General features: G+C 74.5%; 25 protein-coding genes. 4 read left to right on the forward strand and 21 right to left on the reverse strand.

Going from position 1 to position 24,883, the window contains the following annotated elements; genetic code table 11:
• Positions 1-98 precede the first annotated feature (98 nt).
• The gene (locus KMZ30_RS03810; RefSeq protein ID WP_215511518.1) at positions 99-2,225 is read right to left on the reverse strand and encodes a DNA gyrase/topoisomerase IV subunit B; all 2,127 of its coding nucleotides are present in this window, start codon (positions 2,223-2,225) and stop codon (positions 99-101) included.
• Positions 2,226-2,461: 236 nt separating this feature from the next.
• Here KMZ30_RS03810 and KMZ30_RS03815 point away from each other — a divergent pair, with 236 nt between their 5' ends.
• On the forward strand, positions 2,462-2,674 hold the full coding sequence (locus tag KMZ30_RS03815) for a DUF7455 domain-containing protein (RefSeq protein ID WP_030528975.1): 213 nt from the start codon (positions 2,462-2,464) through the stop codon (positions 2,672-2,674).
• Positions 2,675-2,705: 31 nt separating this feature from the next.
• Complete coding sequence (locus KMZ30_RS03820; protein WP_215511517.1) at positions 2,706-3,188, forward strand: DUF456 domain-containing protein; 483 nt, start codon at positions 2,706-2,708, stop codon at positions 3,186-3,188.
• Positions 3,189-3,239: 51 nt separating this feature from the next.
• Here KMZ30_RS03820 and KMZ30_RS03825 read toward each other — a convergent pair whose 3' ends face one another.
• From KMZ30_RS03825 to KMZ30_RS03850, 6 genes are all read right to left on the reverse strand, one after another.
• Entirely contained in the window at positions 3,240-3,620 is a 381-nt protein-coding gene (locus KMZ30_RS03825; protein WP_030528973.1) for an SCO2097 family morphological protein, read from the reverse strand.
• A 62-nt stretch (positions 3,621-3,682) separates the two neighbouring features.
• Positions 3,683-4,981 carry a DNA polymerase IV gene (dinB, locus tag KMZ30_RS03830; RefSeq protein WP_215511516.1) on the reverse strand — a complete coding sequence of 433 codons (1,299 nt, stop codon included), beginning with the start codon at positions 4,979-4,981 and terminating at the stop codon, positions 3,683-3,685.
• A gap of 18 nt (positions 4,982-4,999) precedes the next feature.
• A complete protein-coding gene (locus KMZ30_RS03835; RefSeq protein WP_215511515.1) occupies positions 5,000-5,773 on the reverse strand; it encodes a class I SAM-dependent methyltransferase in 774 nt (257 codons plus the stop codon).
• A gap of 45 nt (positions 5,774-5,818) precedes the next feature.
• Positions 5,819-9,691, reverse strand: coding sequence for a DNA polymerase III subunit alpha (locus KMZ30_RS03840; RefSeq protein ID WP_308279551.1), 3,873 nt, complete (start codon positions 9,689-9,691; stop codon positions 5,819-5,821).
• A gap of 8 nt (positions 9,692-9,699) precedes the next feature.
• Complete coding sequence (locus tag KMZ30_RS03845; protein ID WP_036830319.1) at positions 9,700-10,113, reverse strand: SAV_6107 family HEPN domain-containing protein; 414 nt, start codon at positions 10,111-10,113, stop codon at positions 9,700-9,702.
• A gap of 14 nt (positions 10,114-10,127) precedes the next feature.
• Positions 10,128-10,400 (reverse strand): DUF6504 family protein, encoded by a 273-nt coding sequence (locus tag KMZ30_RS03850; RefSeq protein WP_372449518.1) that lies wholly within the window; start codon positions 10,398-10,400, stop codon positions 10,128-10,130.
• Positions 10,401-10,622: 222 nt separating this feature from the next.
• Here KMZ30_RS03850 and KMZ30_RS03855 point away from each other — a divergent pair, with 222 nt between their 5' ends.
• Together KMZ30_RS03855 and KMZ30_RS03865 are read left to right on the forward strand one after the other, a co-directional pair.
• Entirely contained in the window at positions 10,623-11,159 is a 537-nt protein-coding gene (locus KMZ30_RS03855) for a YbaK/EbsC family protein (protein WP_215511513.1), read from the forward strand.
• Positions 11,160-11,282: 123 nt separating this feature from the next.
• Entirely contained in the window at positions 11,283-11,690 is a 408-nt protein-coding gene (locus tag KMZ30_RS03865; RefSeq protein ID WP_215519861.1) for a heme-degrading domain-containing protein, read from the forward strand.
• On the opposite strand, the gene KMZ30_RS03870 is transcribed toward KMZ30_RS03865, so the two are convergent.
• The 14 genes from KMZ30_RS03870 to KMZ30_RS03930 form a co-directional block, all read right to left on the reverse strand.
• Positions 11,650-12,774 (reverse strand): threonine aldolase family protein, encoded by a 1,125-nt coding sequence (locus tag KMZ30_RS03870; RefSeq protein WP_215511512.1) that lies wholly within the window; start codon positions 12,772-12,774, stop codon positions 11,650-11,652. The genes KMZ30_RS03865 and KMZ30_RS03870 overlap by 41 nt on opposite strands.
• A gap of 97 nt (positions 12,775-12,871) precedes the next feature.
• Entirely contained in the window at positions 12,872-12,973 is a 102-nt protein-coding gene (locus KMZ30_RS22605) for a hypothetical protein (RefSeq protein ID WP_264318884.1), read from the reverse strand.
• A complete protein-coding gene (locus KMZ30_RS21450) occupies positions 12,970-13,188 on the reverse strand; it encodes a hypothetical protein (protein WP_226901687.1) in 219 nt (72 codons plus the stop codon). The genes KMZ30_RS22605 and KMZ30_RS21450 overlap by 4 nt, the downstream gene beginning before the upstream one ends.
• A 266-nt stretch (positions 13,189-13,454) precedes the next feature.
• Positions 13,455-14,375, reverse strand: coding sequence for a LysR family transcriptional regulator (locus KMZ30_RS03880; protein WP_207021625.1), 921 nt, complete (start codon positions 14,373-14,375; stop codon positions 13,455-13,457).
• A 91-nt stretch (positions 14,376-14,466) separates the two neighbouring features.
• Positions 14,467-15,312 (reverse strand): LLM class flavin-dependent oxidoreductase, encoded by an 846-nt coding sequence (locus tag KMZ30_RS03885; RefSeq protein ID WP_207021624.1) that lies wholly within the window; start codon positions 15,310-15,312, stop codon positions 14,467-14,469.
• A 43-nt stretch (positions 15,313-15,355) separates the two neighbouring features.
• Positions 15,356-16,402 (reverse strand): D-2-hydroxyacid dehydrogenase, encoded by a 1,047-nt coding sequence (locus KMZ30_RS03890; protein ID WP_215511510.1) that lies wholly within the window; start codon positions 16,400-16,402, stop codon positions 15,356-15,358.
• A 56-nt stretch (positions 16,403-16,458) separates the two neighbouring features.
• Entirely contained in the window at positions 16,459-17,427 is a 969-nt protein-coding gene (locus tag KMZ30_RS03895) for a Gfo/Idh/MocA family protein (protein WP_207021622.1), read from the reverse strand.
• Entirely contained in the window at positions 17,424-18,083 is a 660-nt protein-coding gene (locus KMZ30_RS03900) for a GntR family transcriptional regulator (protein ID WP_215511509.1), read from the reverse strand. Before KMZ30_RS03900 ends, KMZ30_RS03895 begins: the two co-directional genes overlap by 4 nt.
• Complete coding sequence (locus KMZ30_RS03905) at positions 18,080-18,955, reverse strand: DUF4438 family protein (RefSeq protein WP_215511508.1); 876 nt, start codon at positions 18,953-18,955, stop codon at positions 18,080-18,082. Before KMZ30_RS03905 ends, KMZ30_RS03900 begins: the two co-directional genes overlap by 4 nt.
• Positions 18,952-19,818 carry a DUF4438 family protein gene (locus KMZ30_RS03910; RefSeq protein ID WP_215511507.1) on the reverse strand — a complete coding sequence of 289 codons (867 nt, stop codon included), beginning with the start codon at positions 19,816-19,818 and terminating at the stop codon, positions 18,952-18,954. The genes KMZ30_RS03905 and KMZ30_RS03910 overlap by 4 nt, the downstream gene beginning before the upstream one ends.
• Positions 19,815-21,215 carry a TldD/PmbA family protein gene (locus tag KMZ30_RS22235; protein WP_215511506.1) on the reverse strand — a complete coding sequence of 467 codons (1,401 nt, stop codon included), beginning with the start codon at positions 21,213-21,215 and terminating at the stop codon, positions 19,815-19,817. Before KMZ30_RS22235 ends, KMZ30_RS03910 begins: the two co-directional genes overlap by 4 nt.
• Positions 21,212-22,723: a TldD/PmbA family protein gene (locus KMZ30_RS03920; RefSeq protein WP_215511505.1), complete on the reverse strand. Its 1,512-nt coding sequence runs from the start codon at positions 22,721-22,723 to the stop codon at positions 21,212-21,214. Before KMZ30_RS03920 ends, KMZ30_RS22235 begins: the two co-directional genes overlap by 4 nt.
• Positions 22,720-23,844, reverse strand: coding sequence for a Gfo/Idh/MocA family oxidoreductase (locus KMZ30_RS03925; protein ID WP_207021616.1), 1,125 nt, complete (start codon positions 23,842-23,844; stop codon positions 22,720-22,722). Before KMZ30_RS03925 ends, KMZ30_RS03920 begins: the two co-directional genes overlap by 4 nt.
• Positions 23,841-24,881 (reverse strand): ABC transporter ATP-binding protein, encoded by a 1,041-nt coding sequence (locus tag KMZ30_RS03930; protein WP_215511504.1) that lies wholly within the window; start codon positions 24,879-24,881, stop codon positions 23,841-23,843. The genes KMZ30_RS03925 and KMZ30_RS03930 overlap by 4 nt, the downstream gene beginning before the upstream one ends.
• Between the last annotated feature and the right edge of the window lie 2 nt (positions 24,882-24,883).

Raw genomic sequence — 24,883 nt, forward strand, 5'->3', positions numbered from 1 at the left:
CGGTCCGCCCACCATGGCCCAGCGCGCGGGCGTCGGCAACAGGGCGCGCGGGCGGGTCGCGGTCGCGTCGAGGGTGGTGCGCGACCCGGGCCGCCCGCTCAGGCGTCGATGCGCTCGCGGTCGAGCGCGCCGGCGCTCTCGATGATGAAGTCCTTGCGCGGCCCCACCTCGCCGCCCATGAGCAGCTCGAAGACCTTGCCGGCGGTGTCGAGGTCGCCGAGGGTCACCTTGCGCAGCGTGCGGTGGGCGGGGTCCATCGTCGTCTCCGCGAGCTGGTCGGCGTCCATCTCGCCGAGGCCCTTGTAGCGCTGGAGCGGCTTGGTCTTCTTGCCGCGCTTGGCGAGCGAGGCCATCGTCCGGCGCATCTCGGCCTCGGAGTAGGTGTAGATGACCTCGTTGGCCTTGCTGCCCGGGTTGACGACCTCGATGCGGTGCAGCGGCGGCACCGCGGCGAACACCCGGCCGGCCTCGACGAGCGGGCGCATGTACCGGAAGAAGAGGGTGAGCAGGAGGGTCCGGATGTGGGCGCCGTCGACGTCGGCGTCGGTCATGATGATGACCTTGCCGTAGCGCGCCGACTCGAGGTCGAAGGTGCGCCCGGAGCCGGCGCCGATGACCTGGATGATCGAGGCGCACTCGGCGTTGCCGAGCATGTCGGTGACCGAGGCCTTCTGGACGTTGAGGATCTTGCCGCGGATCGGCAGGAGGGCCTGGTGGTCGCTGCTGCGGGCGAGCTTCGCGGTGCCGAGCGCGCTGTCGCCCTCGACGATGAACAGCTCGGTGTGCTCGGGGTCGCTGCTGCGGCAGTCGGCGAGCTTGGCCGGGAGCGAGGAGGACTCCAGGGCCGTCTTCCGTCGCTGGGTCTCCTTGTGCATCCGCGCGCTGATCCGCGACTTCATCTCGGCGACGACCTTCTCGAGGAGGGTCGCGGCCTGCTGCTTGGTCGGGCGCTTGGTCTCGGTGAGCAGCGCGGTCAGCTCGCGCTCGACGACGCGCGAGACGATCTGGCGGACCGCGGCCGTGCCGAGGACCTCCTTGGTCTGGCCCTCGAACTGCGGCTCGGCGAGGCGGACGGTGACGACGGCGGTGAGGCCGGCGAGCGCGTCGTCCTTCTCGAGCTTGTCGGTGCCCGCCTTGAGCCGGCGGGCGTTGGCCTCGACCTGCTTGCGCAGCACCTTGAGCAGCGACTGCTCGAAGCCCGCGACGTGGGTGCCGCCCTTCGGCGTGGCGATGATGTTGACGAAGGAGCGCAGCGTCGTGTCGTAGCCGCTGCCCCAGCGCACGGCGACGTCGACGACGCACTCGCGCTCGACGTCGGTCGGGGTCATGTGGCCGGCGGCGTCGAGGACGGGGACGGTCTCGGTGAAGGTGCCGGTGCCCTGGAGGCGCCAGACGTCGGTGACGGGGGCGTCGGCGGCGAGGTACTCGCAGAACTCGGAGATGCCGCCGTCGTGGAGGAAGACCTCCTCGGTCGGCTCCTCGCCGCGCTCGTCGCGGACGACGATCGTCAGGCCGGGGACGAGGAAGGAGGTCTGCCGGGCGCGGCCGAGCAGGCCCTCGAGGTCGAGCCCGGCGTCCTTGAGGAAGATCTGCCGGTCGGCCCAGTAGCGCACGCGCGTGCCGGTGACCCCGCGCCTGGCCTTGCCGACGACCTCGAGGTCGCTCGTGGCCGTGTAGGGGGTGAAGGCGTGCTCGGGGTCCTTGCGGCCCTGGGCGCCCGCGACGTCGGAGAAGACACCCGGCTCGCCGCGGCGGAAGCTCATCGCGTAGGTCTTGCCGGCGCGGTCGACCTCGACGTCGAGCCGGGAGGAGAGGGCGTTGACGACGGAGGCGCCGACGCCGTGGAGGCCGCCGGAGGCGGTGTACGAGCCGCCGCCGAACTTGCCGCCCGCGTGCAGGCGCGTGTAGACGAGCTCGACGCCGGTCAGGCCGGTGCGCGGCTCGATGTCGACCGGGACGCCGCGGCCGTTGTCGCGGACCTCCACCGAGCCGTCGCCGTGGAGGATGACCTCGACCCGGTCGCAGAAACCACCGAGGGCCTCGTCGACCGCGTTGTCGATGATCTCCCACAGACAGTGCATGAGGCCGCGGGAGTCGGTGGACCCGATGTACATGCCGGGACGCTTGCGCACCGCCTCGAGGCCCTCGAGGACCTGGAGGTGGTGGGCGGTGTACTCGGTCGCGGACTTGCTCGTCGCGGTCTTCTTGGCAGCGGTCGCAGGCACGTCCGCAGGGTATCCGGCGGCCCCGACGGCCCCCGACAGGCGCACCGGGCGGCCCGGTGCCGACGCGTCCGGGGGGTCGGTCGAAAGGTCACGATCTCGACACCGCCCGGTCACTTCGGCACCCCCTCCGCCCCGGGAAGGAAACGGCGTGCTTGACTGTTGCAACGCCTGCCGATCCGCACAGGGTCGGTGGACCGAACACCTAGCACTGACCCGGACGAGCCGAGGAGGCCGACGTGAACGCCGCACTGGCACCCACCCTGACCGCCGCGGACCGGTGCGACCGCTGCGGGGCCCAGGCGTACATCCGCGCCCGCCTCCACGCCGGCGGAGAGCTCCTGTTCTGCGCCCACCACGGCCGTGAGCACGTGCCAGCCCTCGTGGACAAGGCCGACATCATCGACGAGAGCGAGCGGCTGACCGAGCGCCAGCCCGTCGTCGGCGACTGACCTCACCCCACCCCTCACCGTGGACGCGCCGGTGGATGACATCTGGCTCGTCCTTCCCCCGCTCCTCATCCTGCTGGGGCTCGTCGGGATCGTCGTCCCGGCGCTGCCCGGCACCCTCCTCGTCGTCGCGGGCATGGCCGTCTGGGCCGTCGTCACGCACACCCCCACCGCATGGGTCCTGCTGACCTTCGCCGTCCTCGTCGCCGTGGCCGGTCGCGTGCTGCAGTACCTCGTCCCCGGGCGGCGGATGAAGGCGCAGGGCGTGCGCACCTCGACCCTCGCGCTGGCCCTCGTCCTGGCGGTCGTCGGGTTCTTCGTCGTCCCGGTCATCGGGGCGGTCATCGGGTTCGTGCTCGGCATCTGGCTCGTCGAGACCGGCCGGGGTGCCTCCCGCGCCGAGGCGTGGGCGCGCACGAAGCACGCCGTCGTGGCCGTGGCCCAGAGCATGGGTATCGAGCTCGCGGCGGCGCTCGTCGTCGCCGGGCTCTACGTGCTCGGCCTGCTGCTCACCTGACGACTGCTCACCTGAAGACCCGCCCACCGCTGCGGTGGCGGGCGGCCGGGGTCACCAGTTGCCGCCCTGGCGGCGCTCCCAGCGTTCGTCGAGCCGGTCGATGAGGGAGCTCTTGCGACGAGGGCGGCCCTTGGCCGGCTGCACGCCGCCCTCGGGGCTCACGACGCCGAGGTGGGCCTTGCGGGGCGGGGTGACGGCGTAGGCGACCGAGGCGACCATGAGGGCGAAGCCGATGGCCCCGACCCACATCGTCGTGTTGACCCCGACGAGGACGAGACCGAGCCCCGCGACCAGCCCGAGCACGCCGATGATCCACCGTCGTCGCTGGAGGGACCCGCCGCCCTTCATGCTGGAGGCGAACTTCGGGTCCTCGGCGGCGAGCGCCTGTTCCATCTGCTCGAGCATCTTCTGCTCGTGGTCGGAGAGGGGCACAGATCCTCCCTGGTCGGCCCAAGGCGTCCTCACGACGCCCCCGGGGGTGTAGCTCTGGAATGTCAGGATATGTCGCGTCGTCCTCCCACGGAAGCGGATGGACGAGGTTGCACACCAGACGGACGAGGTTCGACGTCCGCGGGGCGGGGACGGACGAGGCTGGCCGGCCGGACCACCCCCGAGCCGAACCGCGCGCGGGCCCGGTCGACCGCCCGGTCGGCGTCGCGCCAGCCGTGCTCGGGCTCGCCGAGCACCCCCTGCAGCGGGGCCTCCGCCGCCGGGACGAGACCGGAGAGGCGAACCCCGACGAGCCGGATGCGGGCGCGCTGGAGGCCGAGGGCGTCGAAGAGGGAGACCGCCGTCGCGTGGAGCGTGCGCCCGCTGTCGGTCGGCTCGCGCAGCGTCCGGGAGCGGGTGATCGTCGTGAAGTCGCTGAACCTCACCTTGAGGGTGACGGTCCGCCCGGTGAGCCCCGCCGCGCGGGCCCGGGCCGCGGTGCGGTCACCGAGCCCGAGGAGGCGCCGGCGGATCTCGGTGGCGTCGTCGATGTCGGCCTCGAAGGTCTCGTCGCTGCCGATGCTCTTCTCGCGCTGCTCGCGCTCGACCGGCCGGCGGTCGCGCCCCCAGGCGAGCTCGTGGAGGTGGCGCCCGGTGGCCGTGCCGAGCGCGCGCTCGAGCGTCGCGAGCGGCGTGTGCGCGATGTCGGCGACGGTGTGCAGGCCGAGCCGGGTCAAGGCCTCCTCGGTACGGTCGCCGACCCCCCAGAGGGCTCCGACCGGCAGCTGCTGGACGAACGGCACGACCTCGTCGCGCGGGACGACGACCATCCCGTCCGGCTTGGCCAGCCCGGAGGCGAGCTTCGCGACGAACTTGCTCGGCCCGACCCCGACCGAGCAGGTGATGCCCTGCTCGTCGTGGACGGTGTCGCGGAGCATCTGCGCGATGGCCGCGGGGCTGCCGAGGCGGCGCAGCGCCCCGGAGACGTCGAGGAAGGCCTCGTCGAGCGAAAGTGGCTCCAGGTGCGGGGTCACCGACCGGAAGGTCTCCATCACCCCGGCCGAGATCGTCGCGTAGAGGTCGTGGTCGGGACGCAGGACGGTGGCCTGCGGGCAGAGGCGGCGGGCCCGGGACATCGGCATCGCCGCGGCGACCCCGAACCGGCGCGCCTCGTAGGTCGCCGACAGGACGACACCGCGGGTGCCGCCGCCGATGATCACCGGCGTGCCGACGAGCTCGGGGTGGGCGAGCAGGCTCGCGGACGCGTAGAAGGCGTCCATGTCGACGTGGAGGACGGTGCAGCCGGTGTCGTCGGGCGGGGTGTCGACGAGCCGCTCGGGCAGCGCGAACCGGCGCCGGCTCACGGGGTGCTCCCCCGGCGCTCAGCCCCGGGTCGCGAGGACGTGCAGGGCGCTGCCGAGGCTGCCGAGCAGCGGGTGGCCGGTGTCGGCCGCCGCGGCCTCCTCGAGGGCGGCGAGGGCGGTGCGGTCGGCCTCGGAGTCGAGCAGCGCGGAGGGCACGAGGTCGGCGAAGACCCGGACGCCCTGGACGTGGACCGGGGTGAGGCCCTGTGCCTCGACGAGCGCGACGACCGCGGCCTCGTCGAACCGCCGGGGCGCGGGGTCGTCCTCGCCCCAGCGCCCGTCGGGCCGCTCGAGGACCGCGCGGGCCCGGTCGAGCCGGCCGGCGAGGGCGTGGGTGAGGACGGCGTGCAGGCGCTGCGCGACGACGAGGCTGAAGGTGCCCCCGGGGGCGAGGAGGCCGGCGGCCGCCCCGACCGCGGCCGCGGGGTCGTCGACGACCTCGAGGGTGCCGTGGAGGCAGACGAGGTCGAAGGGCTCGTCGGCGCCGACGAGGGAGGCGACGGTGTCGGCGTCGCCCTGCAGCGCCCGGACCCGGGCCTCGACCCCGCGCTCGCTCGCGCGCCGGCGCAGCGAGAAGAGGGCGTCCGGGCTGGGGTCGACGACGGTGAGCTCGTGGCCGGCGACGGCGAGGGGCACGGCCGTGCCGCCGGTGCCGCCGCCGAGGTCGAGGACCCGCAGCGGCCGGCCGAGCGCGGTGCGGCGCTGCTCGGCGTGGGCGTCGAGGACGCGCTGGACCGCCGTCGTCCGCGACCCGCTCGCGGGGCCGGGCCGCCGGCCGCGGTCGTCGGACACGGTGGGTCTCCTCCGGGACGGTGGGGCGCTGGTGCGGTGCCCACCCTAGTGTCCCGAGCTGCCGGGGCTCGCGTGCCACAGCTTGCGCGGCGGCAGCGCCGGGGTCGCGGCCGCCGCGGCCGGGACGACCCGCCCCGGGGGCGTGCCCGGGACCGGCCGCGGCATCCCGCCCGGGTGGTCGAGGACCGGCGCCCCGCGGCCGGCGCGGGGGTCGGCGCCCGCCGGCTTGATGTCGGCGTACGGCGACTGGCGGAAGCCCGAGGCGTGGACGAGGACCCGGCGCCCGGAGCGCTCCGCGGCCTCGCGGGCGGCGTGCTCGGCGGCCTCGGCGCGGGCGACCGCCTCGGCCTCCCCCGCCGCGACGGCGGCCCGCACGGCCTCGAGCCCGCCGAGCTGCCAGGCGTCCCAGAGCGCCGCGAGCTCCCACGCGCCGGTGGCGCGGATCGAGACGCCGCGGTCGCCGGTGCGGCGCAGCACCCCGCGGACGAGGAGCAGCCACGAGTGGAAGACGACGCCGGAGTACGGGCCCTGGACGTCCTCGAAGAAGGTGCAGTCCGAGGGGCCGGTGCCGTCGTCGAGGGTGAGGAAGACCACCCGCCGCCCGGAGCGCACCGGCGGGGTCTGGGTCGCGACCTTGACCCCGGCCACCCAGACCTCCGAGCGGCTCCGGGAGCCGACGAGGTCACGGCTGCGGGTGACCCCGAGGGCCTCGAGCAGCGGCTCGTAGAAGCTGACGACGTGGCTCGAGACGTCGAGGCCGAGCACGTCGAGCTCGGCCCGGACCCGCTCGGCCCCGGTCATCTCGGGCAGCCCGGCCCCGGCGACGAGGCGCGGGCGGTCGCCGAGGTCGAGGGTGAGCTGGGTCGGCTGCTCGGCGGCGGGCACGACCTCGCGGGCGGCCCGGCTCTGCGCGGCCGCGCGCAGCCGGACGTCGACCCCGGCGTCCTCGACCTCCCGGGCGGCCGAGGTGGGCAGGGCACGGCGGCGGCTCGGGCGGGGACGCCCGCTCCCCCGGTCCCAGCGGTCGAGCTCGGCGACGTGGAGGAGCAGGTCGCGGCGGGTGACCCGGCCGCGCCGCCCGAGGCCACCGTCGGCCGTCGTGCCGTGGAGGGAGTCGAAGGCACCGGCGAGGACGAGCCGCTCGACGACCGGGCGGCTGACCCGGGCCCGGGCCCAGAAGTCGCCGAGGTCGGCGTAGGGCTGGCCGGCGACGACGCGGGCGACCTCGGCCTCGCTGATGCCCTTGACGTCGGCGAGCGAGAGCCGGATGCCGTAGGGCTGGGGGTCCTGCTTCCATCCCGGCCGCGGGTCCGGGGCGGCCTCCTCGACCGGCTCGATCCGGTACACCTCGCGCGAGGCGTTGACGTCGAGGCCGAGCACGGGGATGCCGAAGGAGCGGGCGTCGTCGAGGAGCAGCCGCTTGGGGTACATCCCCGGGTCGTGCGTGAGGATGCCGGAGAGGAAGGCCGCCGGGTGGTGGGTCTTCAGCCACGCCGAGTGGTAGGTCGGCAGCGCGAAGGCCGCGGCGTGCGCCTTGCAGAACCCGAAGGACGCGAAGGACTTGAGGACCTCCCAGATCCGGTCGCGGTCCTCGGCCGCGTAGCCGCGGGCCGCGGCCGCCGGGCGCCACCACGCCTCGACCTCCTGCTGGCCGTGCGGGGTGCCCATCGAGCGGCGGACCTCGTCGGCCTGGGCCAGGCTCACCCCGGTCGTCTCGGCGACGATGAGGAGCACCTGCTCGTGGAAGACGACGACGCCCTCGGTCTCCGCGAGCGCGGGGACCAGGCTCGGGTGGAGGAAGCGCGTCTCGCGCCAGCCATGCCGGGACTCGAGGAACGGCGTGATCATGTCGGACTTGACCGGGCCGGGCCGGAAGAGCGAGATGTCGACGATGAGGTCGTCGAAGGCGGTCGGCCCGAGCTTGCCGACGAGCTCGCGCTGGCCGGGGCTCTCGATCTGGAACGTCCCGAGGGTGCGGGTCGTGCGGATCAGCTCGAAGGTGTCGGGGTCGTCGAGCGGCACCTGCGCCTCGTCGTCGAGGTCGATGCGCTCGCCGGTGACCCGCTCGACCTCGGCGACGGCGTGCGCCATCGAGGACTGCATCCGGATGCCGAGGACGTCGAGCTTGAGGAAGCCGAGGGTCTCGACGTCGTCCTTGTCGAGCTGGCTCATCGGGAAGCCGAGCCAGGACGCCTCGACGGGCGTGCGGTCGAGCATCCCGGCGTTGGACAGGACGACACCGCACGGGTGCAGGGCGATGTGGCGGGGCAGGCCGTCGAGGGACTCGACGAGGTCGAAGAACTGCGCCATCCGCGGGGAGTCCAGGCCGCGGCTGCGCAGCTCGGGCAGGTCGGCGATGGCGTGCCGGGCGTCCTTGGCGCGCACGTGCGGGAAGGCCTTGGCGATCTCGTCGACCTCGAGCGGGGGCATCCCGAGCGCGGCCCCGACGTCGCGGACGGCGTGGCGGACCTTGTAGGTGTCCATCATCGAGACGCACGTGACGCGCTCGCCGCCGAAGCGCTCGAGGACGGCCTCGTAGATCTCGGTGCGGCGGGCGGACTCGACGTCGACGTCGATGTCCGGCAGCTCGGCGCGCAGCGGGGAGCAGAACCGCTCCATGAGCAGCCGGTGGCGGATCGGGTCGACCCCGCTGATGCCGAGGAGGTGGTTGACGAGGCTGCCGGCGCCCGAGCCGCGGGCCGCGACCCGTACACCGCGCGCGCGGATGAGGTCGGTGACCTCGGCGACGGTGAGGAAGTAGGTCGGGTAGCCGAGCGAGCGGACGACGGTGAGCTCGGCGTCGAGGCGGTCGAGGACGACCTGCCGCTCGGTGTCGGTGGCGTCCGGGTAGCGCCGGCCGACCGCCGCGCGGCAGCGCTGCGCGAGGACGTCCATCGGGTCGGTGCCGGGCTCGATGCCGAGGATCTCGGGCTCGGGCAGGTGGACCGCGCCGATGCCGAGGTCGTCGCGGGCGTGCTGGACGCACTCGGCGGCCACCCGCGCGGTCATCGCGAGGAGGCGCTGCGCGCGGGCGGTGTCGCCACCGGTGACGGTGAGGGCCCGGGCGTGCATGTCGGCGGTGCTCGCGAGGTGGCCGGCGTCGGTGACCCGGTCGAGGTGGCGGGAGTCGAGGACGACGAGCCGGCGCGCGGCGTCGAGGACGTCGACGGTGCGCACCTGCCCCGGCTCGGCGTGCCGGACGGCGGCGCTGAGGACGGCCGTCACGCCGGCGGCGTCGGCGAGGGCGAGCATCCGGCCGGCGTGCGACCGGCAGCCGGGGGTGCCCTCGGGGCCACCGTGGAGGACGACCTCGACGGCGAGGCCGTCGCGCGGCAGGAGCGCGCGCCAGCGGGCGAGGAGGTCGCGGGCGTGCTCGCGCTGCCCGGCGAGGACGGCCCGCCCGACGTCGGAGTCGGGGCCGAGGAGGACGACGAGGCGTGCGGGGGCCGCGGCGTCGTCACCGGCCGGCGCGGTCCACCGGGCGAGGAGGGCGGGGGTGGTGACCGGGACGCCGCGCTCGCCGCGCAGGTGGGTCTCGGTGACGAGGCGGCAGAGGGAGGCCCAGCCGGCGCCCGCGGCCGCTCCCCCGCCGCCGCCCCGGCCGAGGACGGTGACCCGGGGCCGGCGCGGGTCGACGATCGCGCCGCCGCGCACCGGCGTGCGCGCCCGCCGCACGGGCGGGGCGGGCAGGAGGTCCTCGACGGCGAGGTCGACCCCGAGGACGGGGTCGACGCCCGCCGCGCCGCACGCCTGGGCGAAGCGGACCGCGCCGTAGAGGCCGTCGCGGTCGGTCAGCGCGAGCGCGCCCTGACCGAGGTCGACGGCGCGGGCGACGAGGTCCTCGGGCTGCGAGGCGCCGTAGCGCATCGAGTAGCCGGAGGCGACATGGAGGTGGGCGAACCCGTCGGCGGTGGGCACGGCGGGCCTCAGGCGGAGCGGACGGGCGCGAGCCGGCGGGCGGCGGGGGCGACGGGGACCCCGAGGCGGGCCGCGACGAGGTCGAGGAGGACCTCGGCGTCGCGCAGGAGGTCGTCGGCCTCGCGGGCGGTGACCCGGACCAGGCCGGTCTCGACCCCGACCCGGTGCCCGGTCACCGCGGCGAAGCGCTCGGCCCACTCGGTGAGCTCGGGCGCGGTGCGGGCGACGAGCGCCCAGACGTCGTGCGGCCCGGCGCCGGGGGCCTCGGGCGCCGGCCGGGAGGCGACGAGCGCGGCGGCGGCACGCAGCGCGGCGAGCGAGGCCGCGAGGTAGCGGGTGGAGGCCCGGCCCGCGACGCACGCGTCGGCGAGGGAGGCACGGGAGCGCTCGAGGAGGTCGAGGGTGGTGGCGGCGTGGGGCATCGGTCTCGTCCGTCTCAGTCGTGGGCCCGCAGGAGGAGCCAGTGGTCGTCGTCACGGCCGAGGTCGAAGACCCCGACCGGCCCGGACGGCGGGCGGGCCTCGACCCGCCACACCCGCCGCTCCGTCGCGGTGGCCGTACCGTCCTCCCCCACCTCGCGCCACCAGGCGCGCCGCTCCTGCCAGGCGTCGAGGACGGCGCACACGGTGTAGCGCCGCCCACGCCAGACGAAGGAGCGCGGAGCCGGGTCGGCCCCCGCCACCTCGAGCGGGTCGTCGTGACGACGCACCATGAGGCACCTCCGGACGGGCAGGACCGATCGCCCGGCGACCTCGCGGGGCCGGTGGACCGGTGGGGGATGTTCGAACGCGTGTTCGACCTGATGACCACTGTAGACCCCCGTCCCGACATCCCGTCAAGCGGTTCCGAGGACCCGGACCGGCTCGTCCGGGGCGCCGCGACACCTCCCGCACACCTCCCGCGCGGGGCCCCGCGTCACTACGCTGCGGTCATGTCGACCGACCCCGCCGGCGTGGCCGCCGCACCCCCTCCGGAGCGCGACCTCACGACCCACCGGCGCGTCGCCGGGGTCCTCGAGACCCTCGCCCTGCACCACGTCCGCCCCGAGCTGCGCCAGCTGCCCGGGGCGGTCCGCACCGCGCAGGCCGCCGCGGACGCGCTCGGGGTCTCCCCCGCCGAGATCGCCAACAGCCTCGTCTTCGTCACCGTCGGCGCCGACGGCAGCCGCACGCCGCTGCTCGTCCTCGCCTCGGGCGGGCACCGCGTCGACACCGCGAAGGTCGCGAGCCTCCTCGAGGTCGACGCGCTCGAACGGGCCGACCCCGACTTCGTCCGCGAGCACACCGGGATGGTCATCGGCGGCGTCGCGCCCGTGGGGCATCCGCAGCGGCTGCGGACGGTCGTCGACGTCACCCTCGGGCGCTACGACCGGGTCTGGGCGGCCGCCGGCCACAGCCACGCCGTCTTCGCGACGACCTACGACGAGCTGATCCGCATCACCGGCGGCCAGGCGATGGACGTCGCCTGAGGGGACGCCGGGCCGAGGTCAGACGTCCAGCAGCAGCGCCAACGTCTCGCGGACCTCGCCGAGGACCACGGGGCCGACATTGCCCACTCGTCCGTGGATGCGCGCGGTGGCCACGGACCGCACGTGCTGGCACTGCGCCGAGGATGGCGCCGCGAGGCAGTGGAGGCGGGCCTGGAGCAGAGGCTGCCGATCGCGGTCGGGGTCTGGCGAGGAGAGCGCCAGCTGTTCCACTGCGCACTCCCGGGCTCGACCCGCGACAACGACGAGTGGCTGCGCCGCAAGGGGCGCGTGGTGATGCGGTTCGAACGCTCCTCGCTGTACGTCGCCCGATTGTGCAAGGACCAAGGGACTACTCTCGCAGAGAAGTTCGCGCTGCCCTCGTCGCGGTTCGCCGCTGCCGGCGGCGCCGTCCCGCTGCACGTCCGGGGAGCCGGCGTCGTCGGGTGGATGGGGGTCTCCGGGCTGCCGCAGCTCGAGGACCACCGGTTCGTCATGAGGATCCTGCGCGAGCACCTCGACGCGCGGCGCTGACCAGGGTCCTCATCGCGGCCAGCTGGTCCTCGATGTCCCAGTCGAGGGTCGCGTCGCCCACGGTGAGCTCGGTCATCGCCCAGCCCGGCACCTCGGCCGGGCGCCACCAGCTCGCCAGCGCGACGTGGTCGGTCTCCATGGCGCGGAGGGTCGCCTCCTCCAGCGCCTCGACCGGGGCGTCCACGAAGACCCGGAACGCGTTGGTGTGCGGCGGGTCGGGGTGGACCCGCACGCCGTCGACCGAGCCCAGGCCCGCGGCGAGCTCCCGGGCCCGCGTGGCGTACGCCGCCATCCGGGGCAGCCGGCGGCGCAGCCCGTCACGCGCGCCGACGGCGTAGGGCAGCATCGAGAACAGCGTCCCCCCGTGCCTGGCCCGCCAGCGTCGGGCCTGCGCGACCAGGTCCTGCGGACCGGCCAACGCGGCGCCGGCGACCCCACCGAGTCCCTTGTAGAACGAGACGTACACGGAGTCGAACAGGGCGGCGATCTCCGCGTGCGTGCGGTCGTAGAAGGGTTGGCTCTCCCACAACCGGGCCCCGTCGAGGTGGACCGGCACGCCCCGCTCGCGCGCCCGGTCGGTGAAGGCGACCAGCTCCTCCCACGAGGGCAGCAGGTAGCCGGCATCCCGGAGGGGGAGCTCGAGGCTCACCGCGGCCAGCGGCCCGGCCAGCCGGTCGAGGTCGGCGACGGTCGCGGGACGTGGCTCGTCGGTCAGGTGCTGCACCCGCAGGTGGTGCATCTCGGACAGGGCGTCCAGCTCGTGCACCACGAAGTGGGAGAGCCCGTGCACGGCCACCGCGTCGGTGGACGACCGCTCGGCCCAGGAGCGCATCGCGGCCTGCTGCGCCATGACCCCGCTGGGCATGAACACCGCCGACTCGGTGCCCAACAGCTGCGCCACCTCGTGTTCCAGCGCCTCGACCTCGCCGCCGGCGCCGTACCGGTCGAGGTCGGGCGCCGTCGCTGCCTCGGCCAGCTCCACGAGCCACCGCCGGGGCGTGAGGTCACCGTGCCCGGCCAGCCATCGGGTACATCCACGACGAGCCGCCGCCCGACGATCGGCAGGTGTCGCGTCGTCCGTCATCTGGCGAGCGTAGCCCGCCGGGACGGTCGCGTCAGGGCTGATGTCCCCTGCGCCGCACCGCGACTGGCGGCGACGACGCGGAGTCCGTGACGGTGGTTCAGCAGCACTGCCAGGTGAACGAGATCGCGGTGGGGTCGTCGCTCGCAGGGTCGCCCGTGCGTGCCAGCCAGTAGAGGGTTCCGACGTCGCCCCACATCATGTCGAGGTCGTCATCGCTGTCGACCCGGAAGAACAGATCCCAGCGGTCGGCCTCCGGGACGCGACACGGCCGATCCGGCCGCTCTCTGCGACGTCCGCCCGCAGCCACTGATCGAGTTCATCACTCGTGCCGACGAGCGCGAGCGTCCGCGACACCACGGTGATGGCACGGTTTCTCGGCCGTCCGTACTCATCTGCCGCGTGGAAGACGGTCATGGTGGCGCATGAACTGCGCGACGAGGTCGCTTCGCCGGTGGTGTGCTTCAAAGGCCCTGAGCAGTCGGGGCGGTGCGCGTGTAGGTGGGGCTCGGTCGTCCCGTGGTCGATCGCCGCTCATTCGTCCGCCGCTTCGCTGCACTGACTCCAGCCATCGCCGGCCATTCAGTGTGGGACCGGCGGCGCACCATGATGTCCCGGCGACGACCACCTGTCCCGCCCGGCGACGTCGACGCCCTCGGACGGTTCATGCCGCTCTGCGGCCGTCAACCCCCGAGGTCCCCGGTCCCGCAGGCTCGCGCAAGCTCATCGACGGTCGCGGTGATGGCCGGGCGACCGTCAGCGGAGGATCGCCACAGAGCGTGGATCCGACGCATCGGCGGCGATGAGACCCGGACCACCCGCACCGACGCCGGCAACGGGCCCCGCCCCATCCTCGGGACGAGTGCCATACCCAGCCCCTCTGCGACCATCTCGATCTGGGTCGGGTACTCGCTGACCTGGTGACCGAGCACCAGCTGACCGGCTGTCGCGCCGAAGACCTTCTCGAGGAGCTCGTGCGCAACCGAGCCGGGCTCATAGAGCCACCGGTCCCCCTCGAAGTCCCGGAGGTCGACCTCCTCACCCGCGGCATTCCGGTGCTCCTCGTGCACGAGGACGTCGGAGACGTCGTCGCCGAGGTGTCGACCGCGCAGGCCGTCGGCGACCTCCATCGGCAGGCCCTCCCAGTCGTGGACCACGGCGACGTCGACCGCCCCGGAGCCCACGAGCTGCGCCGCGCGGTGGGACGGCACCTCCACCGCGCGCAGGTCGAGCGCGGGCCACGACCGCAGAAGTCGCGCCATGGCCGACGGCAGGATGCCCCGGGCCGCGCTGGGGAACGCGGCGATGCTCACCTCGCCGGTCACGGTCTGCGCCTGCGCCTGGATGGTCGCGTTCATGCTCTCGAGCTCGACGATGATCCGCCGGGCGGAGTCGGCGAGGATCGCGCCGGACTTCGTGAGCACCGCTCGCCGCCCTTGCCGTTCGACGACGGCCTGCCCCAGGTCACGCTCCAGGCGGGCGATCTGCTGGGACACCGCCGACGGGGTGTAGCCGAGGGCGGCTGCCGCGGCCGCGATGGACCCGTGCTCGGCGAGGGCCTCGACGGCTCGGAGCCCGACGATGCTCACGGTCAGCTGCGACATCACCCCTCCGTCCACGAGCGTGTACGCACGCCGGCCTCTGCGAGCCTAGTGCCGCCCGAACGGGGGCGGCAGCCGGTCTCGCCGAAGGCGGCTAGACGCCCGCCTCGATCCGGGCGAGGAGTCCGTCGTACCACCCCGGTTCGGGCTTGGCGGTCTCGATCCACCAGGTCGCCCCTGCGTCCACGTAGTCGGGCAGCTCCGGCGCCAGGGAGCCTGGTCGGTCCGCGACCTCGGCCCACACCGCCAGCTCGAAGTCGCGCTCCCCGCCGTCGCGGTGCGTCCTGGCGAGGTCGCGGACCCACCGGATCTGCTCCACCGAGGGTCGCGCCAGGCGTCCGTCCGCCCAGGTGATCGGGACGGCCCCGTCCCAGCGCAGGGCGCGCAGCATCGGTCGACGCCGCGGCAGGGTGCCGCCCACCCAGACCGGGATGCGGGGTCGCTGGACCGGGGTGGGCGTGAACCGGACGTCGGTGACCGTGTAGTGGGGACCCTCGTGGGAAAAGGGCTCACCGCTCCACAGCCCCTGCAGAACCTCGAGCCCCTCGTCGAGCATCTCGGCTCGCACGACCGCGTCGGCCTCGTCCCCGAAGAGCTCGAAGTCGCCCCGCGCCGGGGACCCGATGCCGACGCCGAGCACGAGGCGTCCGCCACTGAGGAGGTCGAGCGTCGTCGTCTGCCTCGCGAGGACCGAGGGCCGTCTCCGCGACAGGGGTGTGATCATCGTGCCCATCGTGATCCGCTCGGTGCGCTCCGCGACGAGGGCCAGGACCAGCCACGGGTCCTGGACGTCCGGCCCGCGACCGTCGTTGGCGAAGACCATGTGGTCCCAGAGGAAGAAGCCGTCGAAGCCCGCCTCCTCGGCGAGCACCGCGAGGCGGACCAGTTCCTCCGGGGTGCGGGCGAAGTTGGGGGCCGCCAGGCCACGGCGAAGGCTCATGAGTGCGCGCCGAGGGCGTCGCGGTGGGGCAGCCACGTGCTCATCAGTACCCCCGGTCCGCGTGGTAGCGGTTGAGGAGCGGCCGCCCGTCGCGCAGACGGCGGAAGTTCTCGATGAAGAGGTCCACGAGGACCTGGTTCTCCGAGGCCGCCGTCGAAGCGGAGTGGGGAGACACGAGGACCGTGTCCATGTCCCACAGCGGCGAGTCCGCCGGGAGGGGCTCGACCGCGAAGACGTCGAGGGCCGCCCCGCCGACCCGTCCCGTCCGCAGCGCCTCGGTGAGCGCGACCTCGTCGATGACCTGGCCGCGGGCGACGTTGACGACGAGCGCGCCGTCCGGCAGCGCGGCGACCCGGCGCGCGTCGATCATCCCGTCGGTCTCGTCGGTCAGCGGGACCGCGAGGACGAGCACATCGGACGTGGGCAGCACCTCGTCGAGCTGGGCCGTCGTCACCACGCGCGTCCCCGGCGGCACGTCGTAGGTGCCGCCCTCGCGCCCGACGCCGGTGACCCGCATCCCGAGCGCGGCGAAGGTCTCGATGACCTGGCGCCCGATCGAGCCGAGGCCCACGACGGTGGCCCGGCGGCCGGCCAGCTGCCCGCTGACGTGCCGTTCCCAGCGCCGCTCGCCCTGGTGGGCCCTGAGGCGCGGGACGTCCTTGACGAAGTGCAGCACACCGGCCAGCGCGAACTCGGCAAGCATCCGGGCGTGGGTCCCCGCCGCCGTCGTCAGCACGACCTCTCCCCCGTCCAGCCCGTACCGCTTGACGAAGCCGCCGATACCCGCGCTCGTCGCCTGCACCCAGACCAGACGAGGCGCGTTGGCCCACATCTGTTCCGGTGCGCGCCAGTCGAAGTCGAAGGCCACGTCCGCGCGGGCCAGCTGGTCGAGCCAGCGCTGCTCCTCGTCGGTCGAGAGCTCGGGGCGCACGCCCCCGTGGTCGTTGCCGTACCTCGGCGTCGGGAGCAGCGCCGGGTCGTAGAGCACCTCGACGGACAGCTCCGTGGCGATCCTCTCGACCAGCTCGGGCTCGAGGTAGGTCGACACGAGCACGGTGGGCTCGTCGGGGAGCGCGGTCGGACGCGGCATGAAGGGTCTCCTGTGGTCGGGCGGAGGAGCCGTGTCGACGGCTCCGGGGTGTGGTGTCAGGGTGCCGGGACGGCGGACTGCGCGAGCCGGAGGGCTCGCGCCACCGGCAGCGCGGACGTCGCGGCGGTGTGGGCGGGCTCCTGCGCGCCGGCCAGCGCCGCGGCGACGTGGCGCAGCGCCGCGCTGAACGAGCGAGCGTCCCGGGTGGGGCTCTCGACGACGGGGGCGGACCCCGGGCGCCGAACCTCCAGCGCCGCACCAGGTATCGGGTGGTACGGGTTGTCGAGGCGCAGCGACCCCTCCGTGCCGAGGAGGACGGTCGTGGTGTCGTGGCTGCGCCGGAACCCGCACGTGAGCAGGAGCCGGCGGTCGTCCGGGTAGGTCAGCACGGCCGAGGCGTCGACCTCCACCTCCTCACCGTGCACGGCGACGACAGAGGCCGACCCGGCGGGCGCCGCGAAGAGCTCGTGCGCCAGGCGCATCGGGTAGCAGCCGACGTCGGCGAGCGCGCCGCCCCCCATCGCCCGCGAGAGGCGGATGTTCCCGGGTGCGCCGACCTCGAAGTGGAAGGAGCCGACGATCTCGCGCAGCTCGCCGATCGCGCCGTCGGCGAGGAGCTCGACCACACGGCGGTGCTGCGCCTGGAACGGGAAGACGAAGGCCTCCCACAACGGCTGCTCGGCGGTCGCGGCGACGGCCAGCACCTCCTCGACCTGGTCGGGGTCCAGGCAGAGCGGCTTCTCGCAGAGCACCGCCTTGCCGGCGCGCAGCGCGGCCGTGGTCCACTCCGCGTGCAGCGGGTTGGGCAGCGGGACGTAGACCGCGTCGACCTCGGGGTCCTCGATGACCGCCGCGTACCCCTGCACGGAGCGCTCGACGCCGTGTTCGCGGGCGAACTCCGCCGCGGCGTCCCCGTCACGGCCCGCGACGAGCACGGCGCGCTGGCCGGTCTCGCGGACCGCCGGGAGGAACTGCGCGCGAGCGATGTTGGCGGTGCCGAGCACACCCCACCGGAGGGCGCTCACCCGGCGTCCGGCGCGGTCGGGCGGCCGTGGTCGGTGTTGACGTAGTGGTCGAACAGCGCCCGGTCTACCTCACGGGCGGTGCCCCCGACGAGGGCGTCCCGGACCACCTCGTGCCGCCCACGGACCTCGGCGAGGTCGATGTGCTGGCGGTCGATCGAGGAGCGCATGAGGGCTCCCATCTGGCCGTCCAGCCCGGCCCACAGCTCGCAGGCCCGACGCCGTCCGGAGGCCTGCACGATGAGGCGGTGGAAGTGGCCGTCCGCGGCGACGATCGCCTCCACGTCGTGGGCGCGGGCCGCCGCGTCCATCTCGTCGAGGGCTGCGGCCATCGGCTCGGCGAGGGTGCGGCGCACCCGGACCGGGATGGTCCGAGCGACACCGGCCTCGAGGACGTAGCGCGCGAAGCAGACGTCGTCCGCGTCCTCGGCGCTCATCCGCGTCACCTCGCTGTGCCGCCGCGGGGTGATCTTGACCAGGCCCTCGCCCGCGAGGCGGCGCATGGCCTCGCGGATGGTCGCCCGGCTGACGCCGAGGTCGCTCGCCAGGGACGCCTCGATGAGCCGAGCCCCGCTGGGGATCTCGTTGTTGAGGATCCGGCGTCGCAGGACCCGGTGCACGGACTCCGGCAGGGACGAGTGCTCCAGCATGTCGCTCATCGTGCCCTGCGCCCGGCGCCGGTCGCCACCGGCCGGGCGGCCAGGGAGTCCCAGGTCAGCGGTGTCGGACCGGTGCGGTCCACGGTCAGCTCGAAGGCGGTCGACGGGCCGGTGAGGACCGGGGTGATTCCCGGCCCGTGGCCCGGCTGCGGGCTGTCGCCGTGGACGAGCACCCCCACCGTCGTCCAGCCGCGGCGGAAGCCGATGTTGTGGCGGACGTCGAGGTCGGTGACGGCCACGAGGTCCCCGAAGCGCAGGACGGCGAGATCCGGGTCACCGGCCGGGAAGGCGAGGTCGACGTCCCACTGGTGCGCGGGCCGACCGACACCGTTGCCGGCCAGGCGGCCAGGGACGACGACCCGGACGGAGAGCTCGATCGCGCTGGGGCCCACCGCGATCCCGAGGACGTCCGTCATCCCGGGGCCGAGGTTGAGCAGCTGGACGCCGTCCGGTGTCCCGGGCAGGACGGCGCCCTGGCCGTAGGCGCGCACGCTCACCCCGTCGCCCGGCCGGAGCACCGCCAGCGCCTCGTCGGGCAGGGTGACGAGGACGCGTCCGTGCTCGCCGCGCTTGCCGAGCACCCACCCCCGAGCGCCGGCGGCCGCCCCGTCGCGCACCGTCACGGGGTTGCCGATGCACGCGTACGTGGTGAGGCCGAGCGACGCGGCGGGGTCGGGGTGGGCCAGTGTCGCGCCGGGGGCGACGTGGTCCCCGTCGACCCCGTCGAGGGGGTCGCCGAGGTGCACGCCGAGGACCACACCCCCGTCGCCGACGGGCACGTAGGGTCGCCCGTCACGGTCGACGCGGTAGGGCGTGGGGCCGACGGTCGGGCTCTCGACGGTGCCCGCGAGGTTCATCGCGACGGGGATCATGCTTCCTCCGGGACGTAGGACTGCAGGTTGGCGGACGGGTCGTCGACGACGACGAAGGCCTCCGCGGGACCGCTGAAGAGGGTGCTGGGCCCGGGCCCGTGACCGAAGAGCGCGCACTGCCCGGTCGAGATCGTCCCGACGGTCAGCCACCCGGGCCGGTAGCCCCGGCCCCACGTGTGGTCCTGGTCCTCCAGCACGACGAGGTCGCCGATGCGCAGGCCCTCCAGACCCAGGGAGAGGTCGTCGGACAGCCCGGCGTAGGCCCCCATGAGGTCCGTGTTCGCGAACTCCGAGAACATGCCTCCGCCCGCGCCGGCGGCCTCGGCCGGCACCCGGGCGGCCACGTGCACCTCGAGCCGCCCGTCGGAGCGGGTCCCGCCGGGCATCCGGTCGAGCACCTCGGGCGACAGGTTCTTCACGGCGACCTGGGGGTGGTCGCCGAACGCCAGCCCCTGGCCGCGGGCGCGGACCCGCACGTGGTCGCCCACGGTCGTGCCCTCGAGGACCTCGTCCGGGGCGTCGACGAGCACGTACGCGTGCTGCCCGATGACTGTCCCGGTCCGGCCGGCGGACTCGCCGGAGACGATCGTCACCGTGTTGCCCACGCAGGTGAGGTACTGGAGGGCGTAGTTGGCGGACGGGTCGCGGTGGCGGACCGACAGCCCCGGCTCGAGGTGGTCGGCGCGCAGGCCCGTCGCGGGGTCGCCGAGGTGCGTCCCGAGGGTGACCGCTCCCATACCCGGCAGCACGAAGGGCGTGCCGTCCGCGTCGACCCGGTAGGCGTGACGGTCGGCCGTCGCCGGCCACACCTCTCCCGACAGCACCTGGGTCACCAGGCGGTCGGCGTTGCTCGAGACCTTCATCGTGCTCCTCCGAACCGGAAGCCCCGGACCCGGACGGCCGGGGCGCTGACGCACCCGTTCCAGACGTTCATCAACGGCTGGGCGAGCACGTCGGGGCCGATGCCGTCGACGCGCCCGAGGGCACCGAACACCGACTCCGAGAACCGGGCCGGCGACACCGGCTGGGTCAGCCGGCCGTCCTCGACGAGGAAGCACGCGTCGCGGCTGCCGCCGGTCAACGTCGTGGTCTCGGGGTCGATGACGTTGAGGTACCAGAGCCGCTGGACGTAGAGCCCGCGCTCGACGCCCGCGACGAGGTCCTCGTCGCCCCCGGCCGCCATCGTGATGCTCGCCGGGACGGCGTGGGGAGTCTCCTCCCGGGCGATGTGCGCGTGACCGGTGGCGGGGAGCCCGGACCGGGCGGCGCTCGCGAGGTCCGTCACGGCCCCCGCTACGCGGCCCCGGTCGAGCAGGGGGACGCGCACCGAGGCCGTGCCCTCGAGGTCGAACGGGAACGGCAGGCCGCGTCGCGCGGTGGGGTCGTCGGCAACGTCGACCTCGGGCACCACGACCTGCTGGCCGCGACGCCGCGCCACGGCGCCGACCCCGTCGGCCACGGCCTCGCCCGTGAAGCCGAACGCGGCGATCCGCTCCAGCAGACCGCCGGTGGCGAGCGGGCCCAGCACGACGTCGTACGTGCCGTCGGGCAGGTCGATACGGCCCTTCGCCGCGTCGGCCTCGCGCACCGTGCGCGCCGTGGCCGCCTCCAGGTCGAGGACGGCGAGGGAGCGGTCGACGTCGGTCCAGTGCGAGGTCCCGTCCGCGACCTTGACCGTGAGGCTGCCGTGGGCCTCCGTCGCCCGGGCATAGCGCTCCACGCCCTCCCCGGTCACCACGGCGAGCTCCGTCGCGGCGTGGTGAACCATGCCGTAGGCCGCGCCGCCGGCACGCGCCGCCGCGTCCATCGTCCGACGCGCAGCGGCGGTCCGGGCGGCGGCGTCCCAGTGGGCGGTCTCCTCGACCCAGAGCGAGGCGTCGGCGTCGTCGCCGGCTACTGCGGGGGCCGCCGAGCCGGCCGGCAGCGACCCGAAGGCCGTCGCGAGGGCCCGGGCGCGGTCCGCGGCCCGTCTCCCGACGGCACCGGCCGCCGTGAGGTCCGTCGTCGCGACCCGCGAGGCCCGCCCGGTGGACTCGGCCCGCACCATGAGGGTCCACTCGCGGATGTCCTGCGGCTGGTGGACGCGGTCGACGGCGAAGCGGGTGTACCCGGAGCGCCGGCCGGTGAGGAAGGCGCTCGCACGGTCCGCGCCCGCGGCCAGCGCCGCGGCGACGGCGGCGTGGCACGCCTCCAGCGCGCGGTCCCGGCCGACGGCCACCTCGAGGGGCCGCTCGGTGGCGATCCGGTCGACGGTGCTCACCCCATCACCCCGATCCGCACGCCGCGCACGAGCGTCGGTGACGACCCGTGGCCGAGGAAGCCCCACTGCTTGGGTTCGCCCTTGCCACAGGGCATCCCGAAGGCCCGGAACTCATCAGGGCCGGCGACGGCCTCGACGGAACCCCAGAACTGCGGCGTCATCCCCCCGTAGGAGAACCCCCGCATGAGGCGGCCCCGGCGGCCGCCTCGAACCTCCCAGGCCACCTCGGTGCCGAACTGGAAGGCCATCCGCCGGTCGTCGATGGACCAGCTGCGGTTGTCGTCCACGTAGTACCCGTCTCCCATCCGCTCGAACAGCTCTGGCAGGCTCCCGCGGCCGGGCTCGAGGTAGACGTTGGTCGCGAAGGGGACGGGCAGGTAGGACCAGCCGTCCGAGCGGGCCGCGCCCGAGGTCGTGCGTCCCGCCCGGGCGGCCGACTCCCGGCTGGAGAGGGCCTCCCGCAGGACTCCGTCCTCGATGAGGGTGCGACGCACCGCGGGTGTGCCCTCGTCGTCCCAGGCGAAGGTGCCGCGCGTGCCGGGGGCCGTCGGGTCGGAGACGATCGTCACGGCCGGGGACCCGTAGCGCAGAGAGCCCACGTCCGACGGCCGGACCCAGGAGGCTCCAGCGAAGTTCGTCTCGTCGCCGAGGATCCGGTCCAGCTCGATGGCGTGCCCGACGGATTCGTGGATCTGCAGGGCCATCTGTGCGGGGCCGATGACGAGGTCCGCCGTACCGGACGGTGCCTGCGGCGCCGTGAGCAGCTGCATCGCCTCCTCACCGACCCGGGCGGCCTCCGTCGGGAGGGAGAGACCCAGCACGTACTCCCAGCCACCGGCCGCGGTGTTGCCGTGGAAGGAGTTGGGGTAGCTGCGCCTTTGTACGCCCGACTCGTCCGCCGCGGTCGCCTGGAGGACGGCCCCGGACTCGACGAGGTGCTGGTGCTGGCGCGAGCCCTCGCTGTCGGCGTAGTGCCGGTGCTGGCGCTTGGCGTTGAGCCCTGCGGTCACGGCACGGACGGCCTGCGGGGAGGACGCCGCCCGCACCACCTCCTGGAGGAGTGCGTGCCGCTCCTCGTCGGGCACGGCGAAGGGGTCGATCTCGACCGGCACCTCCCACCGCCCGCTGGACGGCTCCCGCGGGGGGAGCTCCGTCCGCGCCAGGCCGGCGCCGGCGAGGGCCGAGCGCACGGCCTGCTCGGCGGCCTCGCGAGGAGCGCGATCGGACGAGCCGGGCCCGGCGAGGGCGACCGCGGCGAAGCCCCAGGCGCCGTCGACGAGGACGCGCACCCCGATGCCGGCCGTGTGCTCGTGACGCTCGTCGAGCCCGCCCGCGCGGGAGGTGTAGAGCCGCAGCTCCTCCGCCTCCACCAGCCGTGCGTCGGCGAACGTCACGCCCCCCACGTCGGTCGCGGCGATCGCCTCGTCGAGCAGCCCGCACGCGCGGGCGTCGTCGGCGAGGTCGCCCCAGGCGTGCGCCGTCGGCGCCGCCGCTCCCGGGCCGCTCATGCGTCGGTCAGCGGGAAGTCGACCCAGGCCCGCCGCCGGAAAGAGGCCTCGAACGCATTGATGGTCTCCTGGACCAGCGCGCCCTGCCGGAAGTCCCCCTGGTTCTCGGGGCCGCCCTCGAGGATCTCCGTCGCGAAGTTGCGGACGAGATTGGAGTAGAAGAGGAAGGGCCACGGCTCGAGCGAGGACCCGCCCTCGGGGAAGAAGCGCTCGGGGATCTCCATCTCCTTGAACTCCACCGAGCCCTTGGTGGCGCCCTTGAGGGTCTGGCAGATGCCCTCCTCCTCGACGAGACGCACGACGAGCGCGCCCTCGGAGCCGTAGATGCGCACCTCGATGCCCGGGAAGTTGCCGACCGTCACGAACGAGGACTGCACCGACGCGAGACCGCCACCGGCGAACTCGGCGATGAACATGTCGCCGTCGTCGATGTTCATCCGGGTCATGGCGCCGGTGTCGCGGACGACGCGCTCCGGCACGAAGTTGCGCATCGTCCCGACGACGGACTCCAGGGCGGTGCCCATCCACCAGTGCATGATGTCGATGACCGGTGCGCCGTAGCCCTCGATCGAGGCGACCTGCAGGAAGTCGGGGTCGGTCGCGTCGCTCTGCTGGCGCAGCGGCGTCTGCGGGTCCAGCCACTGGCTGTTCTGCTCGTAGGCGTTGAGCATGTACGGGGTGCCGACCCAGCCGTCCCGGATCAGCTCGGCGGCGTACATCACGGCCGGTGCGTACCGGAAGGTGAAGCCCAGCTTGGTCTTCAGGCCCTTGCTCTTCGCGAGGTCGGCCGCCCGGACCACCTCGCGGTAGTCGTGGTTGACCGGCTTCTCGCACAGCACGTGCTTGCCGGCCTCGAGCGCGGCCATCGTCACCTCGAAGTGCGCGGCGTCGCCGGTGACGACGTCGATGACGTCGATGTCCGGGTCCTCGACGAGCTCGCGGTAGTCGGTGGTCGTCCGGTCGACGTGGAACTCGGCGCCGGCGCGGGCCAGCGAGTCGGCGTCGACGTCCGACAGCCCGACCACCTCGCAGCGCGGGTCGCGCTGCCAGCCCGGGATGTGCGAGCGGACGGCCCATCGGCCCGTGCCGACGACACCGATGCGAAGGGGCTGAGCGGTCATGACTGGGTCTCCTGGTGGGTTGAGGGGGTGGGAAGGTTCTCGGCGCTCGCCCGACGGCAGCGGCTGGTGTGCGCCGGGCCGACGTCGAGCAGCGCGGTCCGCCACTCGTCGCAGGCCGGCTCGCGCAGCTCGCAGCGGGGGGCGAAGCGGCAGGTGGGTCCGAGGCCGACGAGCTGCGGGGGGCTGCCGGGGATGACGCGCAGCTCCTGGTCGCGGGGGACGGCTCCGGGCAGGGCCCCGAGCAGGGCCCGGGTGTAGGGGTGACGGGGCGACGCGAGCAGCGTCGCGGTGTCGGCGAGCTCGACGACCTGCCCGGCGTACATCACCGCGACCCGGTCGCAGACCTGCGAGACGACCGACAGGTCGTGGCTCACGAGGACCAGGCTGGTCCCGAGGTCACGCTGGAGCGAGAGCAGCAGCGCGAGGATCTGGTCCTGGATGAGGACGTCGAGGGCCGTGGTCGGCTCGTCGGCGACGATGAGGTCGGGCCGCTGGGCGAGGGCGATCGCGATGACCGTGCGCTGGAGCATGCCCCCGCTGAACTGGTGGGGGTAGTCGCGCAGGCGGGTCTCGGGCGCCGGCAGGCCCACCTGGTGCAGCAGCTCGAGCACGCGGGCCTCCCCCGCGGCGCCGGTCGGGCCGCCGGAGGCCGCCACGGCCTCGGCGACCTGGTCGCCGATCCGGCGCACCGGGTTGAGCGAGGTCATCGGGTTCTGCGGGATCATCGCCACGCGACGGCCCCACATGGCCCGCAGCCGGCGCGGGGGCAGCGAGAGGATGTCGTCGACGTCGTGCGCCGGGTAGGCGACCGTGCCGCTGATGCGCGCCTGCGGGGTCGGGCGCAGGCCGAGCAGCGCCCGGCAGGTCACGCTCTTGCCCGAGCCCGTCTCCCCGACCACGCCGAGGACCTCGCCCTGGCGTAGCTGGAGGTCGACGCCGTCGGCGGCCATGACGTCGCCGGCCTCGGTGGGGATGGCGACCCGCAGGTCGCGCACGTCGAGGAGCAGCGCGCCGGGCGGGGGCTCGTGCGGGGTCATGG

This window comes from Phycicoccus mangrovi, assembly GCF_018729305.1.
Lineage (GTDB): Bacteria > Actinomycetota > Actinomycetes > Actinomycetales > Dermatophilaceae > Phycicoccus > Phycicoccus jejuensis.